Here is a 10,691-nt window from a genome sequence, read left to right on the forward strand (position 1 = left end):
CGCGGACCGCGGCGCGGCGCTGCCGCCGCCGCTGCGCGGCGGCGCGACGCGCAACGCCACGCGGTTCATGAACCCGGCCGCATCGCCCTCGGCCAGGGCCGCCGCGCCGTCCGAGACGCCGCGCAGCACGTCGTCGAGCCAGTCCTGCTCGGCCTTGGCGAAATCGTGCAGCACGTAGCCCGAGACCAGCTCCTTGCGGCCGGGATGGCCGATCCCCATGCGCACCCGCTGATAGGCCTCGCCCAGATGCTGGTGGATCGAGCGCAGGCCGTTATGGCCGGCATGGCCGCCCCCCGACTTCACCTTGATCCGCCCCGGCGCCAAGTCGAGCTCGTCGTGGAAGACGCAGACATCCTCGGGCGCGATCTTGAAGAACCGCGCCGCCTCGCCCACCGCCTGGCCGGAGCGGTTCATGTAGGTGCCGGGCTTCAGCAGCAGCACCTTGGCGCCGCCCAGCCGACCCTCGGCGACCTGGCCCTGGAACCGCGCCCGCCACGGCCCGAGCGCATGATCGGCGACGATCCGGTCGACCGCCATGAAGCCGATATTGTGCCGGTTCATCGCGTATTGGCCGCCGGGATTGCCGAGCCCCACGAAGAGTTTCATGCCGCGCCTCCTGTCCTTGCCCTCCAGATAGGCCGCCCGGCCCGGCCCCGCAAATGCAAACGGCCCCGCCATAGCGGGGCCGCCATCGTCGCACCGGGCCGGCCGGACGGGATCAGGCCTCGTCGGCCTCGCCCTCGACGGTCTCGGCGTTCTGTTCGATGACCTCGGTCTCCGGGGTCTCCTCCTCGTCCTCGGACGCGGCGAGGCCCGACGGCGCGGAGATGTTGCAGATCACGAAGTCGCGGTCGATGGTCGGCTTGGCGCCCTCGGGCAGGGTCACGGCCGAGATCGTCACGGTGTCGCCGATCTCCAGACCCTCGAGGTCGGCCACGACCTTCTCAGGGATGTCACCGGCGGTCACCACGAGCTCCACCTCGGGGCGGATCACCGTCATCACGCCGCCCTTCTTGAGGCCCGGGCACTTGTCCTCGTTGAGGAATTCGACCGGGATGAAGAGGTTGATCTTCGAGGTCCGGCGCAGCCGCATGAAGTCGACATGGGTCGGCAGGTCTTTGACCACGTCGCGCTGCACGTCGCGGCAGATCACCCGCACGTCCTCCTGGCCCTCGACCTTCAGGTTGAAGAGCGTGGACTTGAAGCGGCCGGCCTTCAGCCGCTTGATCAGGTCGTTATAGGGCAGGTTGATTGGCAGCGGATCCTTCTCGCCGCCGAACACGATGCCAGGAACCAGGTTGGCGCGGCGCGCCGCACGAGCGGCGCCCTTGCCCGTCCCCGTGCGTTCCTGGGCGTGAAGATCCGGAATCTCTCCAGCCATGTGATATCTCCTAGATGGGGCGGGGTGCCTCCAAGGCTGTCACCCCGCGGGAGCCCGCGCGGTACACCGCCCGCCCGGTCTTGGCAAGCCCCCGGGGGCGCCGCGGCTCAGCGGTTGCCGCGCGGCGCCTCCCAGCGGCCGGAGAAATCCTCGGGCACCATCAGGATGTCGCGGTCGACGTCGCGGATGTGGCGCCGCCCCGACAGCGCCATCGAGATGTCGAGCTCGTGGCGGATGATCTCCAGCGCCCGGGTCACCCCGGCCTCGCCCATGGCGCCCAGCCCGTAGATGTAGGCGCGGCCGATATGCACCCCCTTGGCGCCCATCGCCACCGCCTTCAGCACGTCCTGGCCCGAGCGGATGCCGCTGTCGAGATGCACCTCGACCTTGTCGCCCACCGCCTCGAGGATCGGGTCGAGCGCCCGGATCGAGGACAGCGCGCCGTCGAGCTGCCTTCCGCCATGGTTCGACACGATGATCGCGTCGGCGCCGACCTTCACCGCCTCGCGGGCGTCGCGCGGATCCATGATGCCCTTGATGATCAGCGGCCCGTCCCACATGTTGCGGAAGGTGCGGATGCGGTCCCAGTCGAGCGACTGGTCGAACTTCGCCGCGGTCCAGGCCATCAGCGAGGACGGATCGTCGATGCCGTCGACATGGCCGACGATGTTGCCGAAGAAGCGCCGCTTGGTGCCCAGCATCTCGCGGCCCCAGCCCCACTTGGTCGACAGGTTCAGCAGGTTGCGCAGGGTGGGCTTCGGCGGCGCTGAGAGGCCGTTCTTGTGGTCCTTGTGGCGCTGACCGAGAAGCTGCAGGTCGACGGTGATCACCGCCGCCGAGCATTTCGCCGCCTTGGCGCGGTCGAAGAGGCGCTGCATGTAGGCGTCGTCGGTCAGGGTGTAGACCTGCAGCCAGAACGGCTTCGTGGTCGCCGCGGCGACGTCCTCGATGGAGCAGATCGACATGGTCGAGAGCGTGTAGGGCACGCCGAAGGCCTCGGCGGCGCGCGCCGCCTTGATCTCGCCGTCGGCGTTCTGCATGCCGGTCATGCCGACCGGGGCCAGCGCCACCGGCATCGCCACGTCCTCGCCGATCATGGTGCTGGCGGTGGAGCGGTTGGCCATGTCCACCGCCACCCGCTGGCGGAAATACAGGCGGTCGAAATCCGAGGAATTCTCCCGGAAGGTCTGCTCCGACCAGCTGCCCGATTCGCAGTAATCGTAGAACATCTTCGGGACCCGCCGCTTGTAGAGCCTGCGCAGATCCTCGATTTCGGTGATGACGGCCATCCTGCCCTCCCCTGCCCGCGTGGCGCGACGCTAGCAAGCGCCGGCCCTGCCTTCAACGCGCCGCGGACCGCGTGCCCCGGTCCGCGCTCCCCCGTCGCCGCTTCTTTTGAGCAAAAATATCCCGGGGTGAATGCGCGCCCCGGCCCGCCAGGGCCGCGGCGCCAGACCTGCCGCCGCGCAGCGGCGTCCGCCGGATCGCGCCCGCCCGGCCCGCGCCCGACGCGGCTCAGGCCGAATGCGCGCCGCGGGCCAGGCCGCGGACGAAATCGAGGATCTCGGCCACCGGCTTGCCGGCGGCGATCTCGGCGACGATCGCCGAGCCCACGACGCAGCCATCGGCCACCCCGGCGATCTCGCGCGCCGCCTCGGGCGTGCGGATGCCGAAGCCCACGATCACCGGCAGGTCGCTCACCGCCTTGATGCGCGCCACTTCCGGCGCCACGTCGGCGGCCTCGGCGGCGGCGGCGCCGGTGATCCCGGTGATCGAGACGTAATAGACGAAGCCCGAAGTGTTCTGCATCACCCGCGGCAGCCGGCGGTCGTCGGTGGTGGGCGTCGCCAGGCGGATGAAGTCGATGCCGGCGGCCTGCGCCGGCAGGCAGAGCTCCTCGTCCTCCTCGGGCGGCAGGTCGACGACGATCAGCCCGTCGATCCCGGCCGCGCGCGCCTCGTCGAGAAAGCGCGCCACGCCGCGCGAATGGATCGGGTTGTAATAGCCCATCAGCACGATCGGCGTGGTCGAGTCCTCGGCCCGGAAGCGGCGCACCATGTCGAGCGTGCCGGACAGCGTCATGCCGCCCGCCAGCGCCCGCTGCCCGGCGGTCTGGATCGTCGGGCCGTCGGCCATCGGATCGGTGAAGGGCAAGCCCAGCTCGATCACGTCGACGCCGGCTTCGGGCAGGCCGCGCATCACCTCGAAGGAGCGCTCCGCATCCGGGTCGCCCGCCATCAGATAGGCCACGAAGGCCTTGCGGCCCTCGGTCTTCAGCGTCTCGAACTTCGCCTCGATGCGGCTCATCGCGTCCCTCCCGTCAGGTCGCCGTCTCCCCTGCCCGAGCCGCGGCGGAAAAGCAAGGCGGGCGCCGCGGCCGCCGGGCTGCGGGCACTGGCATCCGCCGCCGCGCCGGCTATGCTGCGCGCCATGACGCCCCGCCAGACCGATTTCCTGCGCCGCGCCGGCGACCGCGCGATCCTCTGGATCGACCCCCGGAGCGTGGCCCGCGACACCGGCACCAAGTGGCCGGTGATGAAGCCGCGCATGAAGCGCAGCGACTGGCTGCCGGTGCCGCTGCGGCCGCTCTGGCACCGGGTCCTGAAGAACCGCGAACCGGCGCTGATCCCCGCCGCCAGCTTTCCCAAGGGCATCCCGCTGGCGCGCGAGCCGCGCTACCTGAAGGTCGCCGACTACCTGCGCCACCGCGACCGCCCCGAGGACTCGGCCTGGTACCGCGAGCTCTCCGACGCACTGGCGCGGCGCGGCGAGGCGCGCCACAAGACCATCCGGATGCGCAGCGAGGCCGAGATCCGCGGCTTCTTCGCAAGCTATGTCGAGCCGCTGGTGGCGAGCCTCGAGGCCGGCGGCTTCTCGCCCGATCACGGCGGCTTCGAGGCCGGCGCGGTGATCGATGCCGAGGGCCGCATCTGCAAGGCCGGGTCGGGCAATCACCGCTTCCATATCTGCCGGGCCCTCGGGCAGGACCGCTTCCCGCTGCGCATCTTCGGCATGCACGAGGATTGGGCGCGCCGCCGCCTCGGCACCGCGGCCGAGGATCTCGACGCCCTGATCGCGACGCTGCCCGCAATCGAGGCGGCGCACCGCTGAACCTTCCCCCCCGGCCCCGCGCCGCGCCGCCCGCCCCCCGGCCGGACCCTCCGGCCTCGGGTGCGACGGCGAAGCGCCGCCGTCGCGTCTCCGGGGTCGGAACGCGGGCGGCGACAACGCGTTGGATGTCGTAAACCACGTTTTCTGAATCAGCTTTGGCCGGCTTCCCGGCCGGCGCAGGGGCAACGCGGAGGCCGTGACGCATGGGCGCGAAGCAGGTGACGGGCGATGACAGCCTGGTGCGGAACGCGGATGCCGCCACCGCCTATCTGAAGACCCTGGGCCACCGGGGCCGGCTGCTGATCCTGTGCCATCTGCGCAGCGGCGAGAAGAGCGTCAGCGAACTCGAGGCGTTGCTCGACATCCGCCAGGCCGCGGTCAGCCAGCTGCTGGCGCGGCTGCGCGACGAGGGCATGGTCAGCTATCGCCGCGAGGGCAAGGTGGTCTATTACCGGCTGGTGCACCGCCCCACCGCCGACCTGCTGGGTCAGCTCTCCGCGATCTTCCGCGAAGAGACCGCCTGACAGCGACCGCCAGAAAGCGACCGCCAGAAAGCGACCGCCTGCGCGCCCCCGGGGCCTCCGGACCTGTCACCACCCGCGCCGCGCTGCCGCCGCACTCCGTCACAGTCGCTCGGCCGCGACGGTGACAGAGCTCAGCCCCCGCCCCGGCCCCAGGGCGGCCAGGCGCGTCAGGCGGCGTCTTCCTCCGCCTCGGCCCAGTCCCAGGGCCGGGTGAAGCCGCCCAGGATCTTGCCGACATGGTCCGGATCGGCGCCGCGCGCCGCGACCTGCGCCACCAGGCCGCGCTTGCGGTCGTCGATCACCGCGACCACCCGCGCCGGGCAGCCCGCCGCCTCCAGCGCCTGGTTGTAGACCCGGGTGATGGCGCGCTTGCGCAGGTCGGGCTTGAACACCTTGCCGACCGCGGTCTTGGGCAATTCCTTCAGGATCGTCACCTGCTTGGGCTGGGCGGCGCGTTCGTGCACATGGGTGCGGCAATGGCCGAGCAGTTCCTCCTCGCTGACCTCGGCGCCGTCGCAGAGCTCGACGAAGGCGCAGGGCAGTTCGCCGGAATGCGCGTCGGGCTGGCCGATGGCGCCGGCAAAGGCCACCGCCGGATGGGTCAGCAGCGCCTCCTCGATCTCCGCCGGGTCGATGTTGTGGCCGCCGCGGATGATCAGGTCCTTGGCCCGGCCGGTGATCCAGAGATAACCGTCGGCGTCGATCCGGCCGAGATCGCCGGTGCGCAGGTACAGCCCCTCGTGGAACAGGTCGCGGTTCTTGTCGGCCTCGGTATAGGTCGAGCCGGCATAGACGCCGGGGCTGGAGATGCAGATCTCGCCGATCTCGTCGGTGGCGCATTCCTCCGGCCCGTTGCCGGCGCGCTTGACGATCTTGACCCGGGTATAGGGGAACGGAATGCCCACCGAGCCGACCTTCTTCCGGCCCGCCGGCGGGTTGCAGGAGACCAGGCAGGTCGCCTCGGTCAGGCCGTAGCCCTCGACCACGGTGACGCCCGACGCCGCCTCGAAGCGCTTGAACAGCTCGAGCGGCATCGGCGCCGAGCCCGAGAAGGCGGTCTTGACGCTGGAGACGTCGGCATCGACCGGGCGCTGCATCAGCGCCGAGACCGCGGTCGGCACGGTGATGATGAAGGTGATCTTCCAGCGCTCGACCAGCTTCCAGAAATTGTCGAACACGCCCTCGCCGCGATAGCCCTGCGGCGTCGGGAAGACCACGTGCGCCCCCGAGGCCAGCGCCGCCATCAGGATGACGTGGCAGGCGAAGACGTGGAACAGCGGCAGCGGGCAGATGATGTTGTCGTCTTCGTTGAACATCAGCCGGTTGCCGATCCAGCCGTTGTAGATCATCCCGGAATAGAGGTGCTGGGCGACCTTGGGCATGCCGGTGGTGCCGCCGGTGTGGAAATAGGCGGCGACCCGGTCCTCGCGGGCATCCTCGAAGCTCAGGGTCTTGGGCTGCCTGGCCAGCTCGCGGCCGAAATCGCGCAGGTCGGCATGGCGCGCGCCGGTGACCTTGGGCCGGATCAGCGGCACGATCCAGGATTTCGGCGGCGTCAGGTAGCGGTTGAGATCGACCTCGAGCACCGTCTGCACCGCCGGCGCATGGCGCACCGCCTCGGCGACCTTCTGGGCCACGTCGGTCTTCGGGAAGGGCTTCAGCGTCACCACCACCTTGGCGCCGGTCTCGCGCAGGATGGCGGCGATCTGCTCGGGCTCGAGCAGCGGATTGATCGGGTTGGCGATGCCCGCGACCATGGCGCCGAGCAGCGTCACCGTGGTCTCGTGGCAGTTCGGCAGCACGTAGGCCACGACGTCCGTCTCGCCCACCCCGAGCCCGCGGAACAGGTTGGCGGCCTGGTTGACGCGGTCGCGCAGCTCCGACCAGGTCAGCGTCTCGGCCTTGTCCTTGGGGCCGGACAGGATCTGGTAGGAGACCGCCGGACGATCCGGATAGCGCTCGGCGCTGCGGCCCAGCAGGCCGTGGATCGTCTTCGGCAGGTCGCGCGCCTCCCAGGGCATTTCCGCTTCGATGGCGTCGCGATCCGCGAACGAGGCAAAGCTCATTGAATTCCTCCCGATCTCTCCCGCCCGCAGTCTGAGAAGGAACGCGCGCCGCTGCAAGCGGTCGCAACGCTACGGCAGAGCCGCCGTGACGCAACGTCCCCAGCCGCCCACGGCGGCGGCGCGCACCGAAGCTGTGCGCCGGAAGGGAATGGACCCGGCGCCGCGGTCGCGGCACAGAGCCGCCATCGCGCCGGTCCGCTCCCGAACCGGCCCCCTATCGCATCGGATTCCGAAAGGAGACTTCACCATGGACGCCCTGTCGCGCTTCGCGCCGCAACTTCTGTCGATCTTCCGCATCATGGCGGCGCTGCTGCTGCTGCAGCACGGCACCACCAAGGTGCTGAACTTTCCGACCTCGCAGATGAACGACGTGCCGCTGACCTCGATGGGCGGCATCGCCGGGATCTTCGAACTGGTCGGCGGCCTGCTGCTTTTGGTCGGCCTGTTCAGCCGCATCACCGCCTTCATCCTGTCCGGCCTGATGGCGGCGGCCTATTTCATCGCCCATGCCCCGCAGGGCTTCTACCCGATGCTGAACGGCGGCGAACTCGCGGCGCTCTACTGCTTCGCCTTCCTCTACCTCGCCGCCGCCGGCCCCGGCCCCTGGTCGGTCGATGGTGCACGCCGGGCACGCTGACCCGCGTCGCGTCCCAGAGCGGATTGTCGCGCCGGCCGGAGCCGCCTAGCCTCCGGCCGCAACACCGCGCGGCAGGCGGCGCGGCAGGGACGGGGGACGGCGATGGGCGAGAACGGGCGGGCAACGGGTCGCAGAACGGCGCTGGCAGGCGGCGGAACGCGGGGGAGAGCGGCATGAAATGTGCCGTCATCACCCCGATCGGCCCCGGCCACGAGGACATCTTCGAAACCGGCTGCCGCGCCTCGGTGGCGCAGGCCCGGGCCTTCGACCAGGGCCCCTTCACCGAGATCCTGCACTACGCCATGGACGACACGGCGGGACGGCACGGCCGCTCCGACCGGCGCAACGCGGCGCTGGCCCGGGCCGCGGAGGAGGGCATCGACTGGGTGTTCTTCCTCGACGCCGACGACGTCATGACGCCGAACGCCTTCGAGGCGTTCGGCCGCCTCCTCGCCGCCGAGCCCGATCTCGATGCGGTCTGGGGCCTGATCTGCGAATTCGACGCCGAGGGCGAGCCGCAGCTCCGCCCGGGCCAGCCGGAGCGCCTGGACAGCCGCGCAGAGCTGCTCGCCGTGCCGCCCTTCCTGTCGCTGCAGATCGGCGCCTTCATCCGCGCCCCGCTCGCCGCCCGCATCGGCTTCGACACCGAGATGGATGCCGGCGAGGATTTCAAGTTCTACTACCGGCTCTGGGCCGAGGCGCGCTGCGCCAAGCGCCCCGAGATCTTCTTCGTCAACCGCCGAGGCCAGCACAGCCACGGGCCGCGCGCCGCCACCGGCGCCGACTGGTCGGCCGCGGTGACCGATCTGTGGCGCGTCGAGCTGGCGGCGCTGCCGGTCCACGTGCCGATCCGCGACGGCGGCATCGAGGCGCGGATGCGCCTGACCAACCCCACCGACCTGATTCAGGCCACCCATCTGCGCGGCGAGTTCTTCGAATCGGCCTCGCTGGCCAAGCTGCGCGGGCTGGTCCGGGCCGAGACCCCGGCGATCCTCGAGGTCGGCGCCAATATCGGCAACCACGTGGTCTGGTATGCCCAGCATCTCGGCGCGGCGCGCATCTACCCGGTGGAGCCCAACCCCGCGGCGCTCGACCTGCTCGACCAGAACATCGCCGTCAACGGCCTCGGCGACCGCATCGACCGGCGCGGCTTCGGCAAGGGCGCGGGGGCAGCGCGGGCGCGTTTCGACGCGGTCACCGACCAGGCCGACAATCTCGGCGCGACGCGGCTGGTGGCCTCGGACAGCGGCGCCATCGAGGTGCTGCCGCTTGACGAGCTGATGGGGCCGGACCGCGTCGACGTCATCAAGATCGACGCCGAGGGCATGGAGATCGACGTGCTGGCCGGCGCCCGCCAGCTGATCGCCCGCGACCGCCCGGTGATCTGGGTCGAGGTGCTGCGTGAGAACATCCTGCCCTTCGCCCGCACCTGGTGCCGCGAGGCCGGCTACCGGATCGTCGCCAGCACGCCCTATGTCCACACCATGGACTATTTCGCCGTCCCCGCCGACTGACGGTCCGCCGGCGGTGGACGCCGCCGGCCCGAGCGCCTAGGTTGACGCCGCCTTCCACGGAGTCCCGCGCGCATGTCCGACAGCCCGGCCTATCAGGTGCTCGCCCGCAAGTACCGCCCCGAGACCTTCGCCGATCTCGTGGGCCAGGACGCCATGGTGCGGACCCTGAAGAACGCCTTCGCCGCCGACCGCATCGCGCAGGCCTTCATCATGACCGGCATCCGCGGCACCGGGAAGACCACCACGGCGCGGATCATCGCCAAGGGCATGAACTGCATCGGCCCCGACGGCGAGGGCGGCCCCACCACCGAGCCCTGCGGCGTCTGCGAACATTGCCGGGCGATCATCGAGGGCCGCCATGTCGACGTGCTGGAGATGGACGCGGCGTCCAATACCGGCGTCGGCGACATCCGCGAGATCATCGACAGCGTGCATTACCGGGCGGCCTCGGCGCGCTACAAGATCTATATCATCGACGAAGTGCACATGCTGTCGGTGAACGCTTTCAACGCGCTGCTGAAGACGCTGGAGGAGCCGCCGGCGCATGTGAAGTTCATCTTCGCCACCACCGAGATCCGCAAGGTGCCGGTCACCGTGCTGTCGCGCTGCCAGCGCTTCGACCTGCGCCGCATCGAGCCCGAGACCATGCTCGCCCTGCTGCGCCGCATCGCCGAGCGCGAGGGCGCCGAGATCTCCGACGAGGCGTTGATGCTGATCACCCGCGCCGCTGAGGGCTCGGCGCGCGACGCCACCTCGCTGCTCGACCAGGCGATCAGCCACGGCGCCGGCGAGACCACCGCCGAGGCGGTGCGCGCCATGCTGGGGCTCGCCGATCGCGGCCGGGTGCTCGACCTCTTCGACCTGGTGATGCGCGGCGACGCCGCCGGCGCGCTGACCGAGCTCTCGGCGCAATATGCCGACGGCGCCGACCCGCTGGCAGTGCTGCGCGACCTGGCCGAGGTCACGCACTGGATTTCGGTGGTCAAGATCACCCCGGACGCCGCCGAGGACCCGACCGTGTCGCCCGAGGAACGCTCGCGCGGGCTGGCCATGGCGCAGGCCCTCGGGATGCGGCCGCTGACCCGCATGTGGCAGATGCTGCTGAAAGCCCTGGAGGAGGTCTCGGCCGCGCCCAACGCCATGATGGCCGCCGAGATGGCGGTCATCCGGCTGACCCATGTGGCCGAGTTGCCGAGCCCCGAGGACCTGCTGCGCCGGCTGCAATCCGAGGCCCCGCCGCCACCGCCGCAGCCCGGCCCCGGCGGCCCGCCGGCGGGCGGGCCCAACGGCGGCGGCGGCGCGCACCGAAGCTGTGCGCCGGAAGGGAATGGACCCTGCGCCGCGGTCGCGGCACAGAGCCGCCATCGCGCCGGTCCGCTCCCGAACCGGCCCCCTATCGCATCGGATTCCGAAAGGAGACTTCACCATGGACGCCCTGTCGCGCTTCGCGCCGCAACT

The 10,691-nt window shown here is 70.8% G+C and carries 10 protein-coding genes; 5 read left to right on the forward strand and 5 right to left on the reverse strand.

Annotated features, from left to right (window positions below; genetic code table 11):
* The 4 genes from pth to trpA form a co-directional block, all read right to left on the reverse strand.
* Window positions 1-606 (reverse strand): aminoacyl-tRNA hydrolase (gene pth, locus ACXYMW_RS19285; RefSeq protein WP_459036956.1); only part of this gene is annotated, 606 nt, incomplete at its 3' end.
* Window positions 607-718: 112 nt separating this feature from the next.
* The gene (locus ACXYMW_RS19290) at window positions 719-1,381 is read right to left on the reverse strand and encodes a 50S ribosomal protein L25/general stress protein Ctc (protein ID WP_459036957.1); all 663 of its coding nucleotides are present in this window, start codon (window positions 1,379-1,381) and stop codon (window positions 719-721) included.
* Window positions 1,382-1,488: 107 nt separating this feature from the next.
* The gene (locus tag ACXYMW_RS19295) at window positions 1,489-2,670 is read right to left on the reverse strand and encodes an alpha-hydroxy acid oxidase (RefSeq protein WP_459036958.1); all 1,182 of its coding nucleotides are present in this window, start codon (window positions 2,668-2,670) and stop codon (window positions 1,489-1,491) included.
* Window positions 2,671-2,896: 226 nt separating this feature from the next.
* Window positions 2,897-3,688 (reverse strand): tryptophan synthase subunit alpha, encoded by a 792-nt coding sequence (gene trpA / locus ACXYMW_RS19300; RefSeq protein ID WP_459036959.1) that lies wholly within the window; start codon window positions 3,686-3,688, stop codon window positions 2,897-2,899.
* 123 nt (window positions 3,689-3,811) lie between these two features.
* Between trpA and ACXYMW_RS19305 the strand changes: the two genes are divergently transcribed.
* Window positions 3,812-4,492 carry a hypothetical protein gene (locus ACXYMW_RS19305; RefSeq protein WP_459036960.1) on the forward strand — a complete coding sequence of 227 codons (681 nt, stop codon included), beginning with the start codon at window positions 3,812-3,814 and terminating at the stop codon, window positions 4,490-4,492.
* A gap of 203 nt (window positions 4,493-4,695) precedes the next feature.
* Window positions 4,696-5,016 carry an ArsR/SmtB family transcription factor gene (locus ACXYMW_RS19310; protein ID WP_459036961.1) on the forward strand — a complete coding sequence of 107 codons (321 nt, stop codon included), beginning with the start codon at window positions 4,696-4,698 and terminating at the stop codon, window positions 5,014-5,016.
* A gap of 167 nt (window positions 5,017-5,183) precedes the next feature.
* Here the strand turns inward: ACXYMW_RS19310 and ACXYMW_RS19315 are convergent, their stop codons facing one another.
* Entirely contained in the window at window positions 5,184-7,082 is a 1,899-nt protein-coding gene (locus ACXYMW_RS19315) for an acyl-CoA synthetase (RefSeq protein WP_459036962.1), read from the reverse strand.
* A gap of 247 nt (window positions 7,083-7,329) precedes the next feature.
* Here ACXYMW_RS19315 and ACXYMW_RS19320 point away from each other — a divergent pair, with 247 nt between their 5' ends.
* The 3 genes from ACXYMW_RS19320 to ACXYMW_RS19330 form a co-directional block, all read left to right on the forward strand.
* A complete protein-coding gene (locus ACXYMW_RS19320) occupies window positions 7,330-7,719 on the forward strand; it encodes a DoxX family protein (RefSeq protein ID WP_459036963.1) in 390 nt (129 codons plus the stop codon).
* Window positions 7,720-7,892: 173 nt separating this feature from the next.
* On the forward strand, window positions 7,893-9,233 hold the full coding sequence (locus ACXYMW_RS19325) for an FkbM family methyltransferase (RefSeq protein WP_459036964.1): 1,341 nt from the start codon (window positions 7,893-7,895) through the stop codon (window positions 9,231-9,233).
* Between the two features lie 72 nt (window positions 9,234-9,305).
* The coding region (locus tag ACXYMW_RS19330; protein ID WP_459036965.1) for a DNA polymerase III subunit gamma/tau at window positions 9,306-10,691 on the forward strand (1,386 nt) is incomplete at its 3' end.

The organism is Roseivivax sp. CAU 1761, from assembly GCF_054482755.1.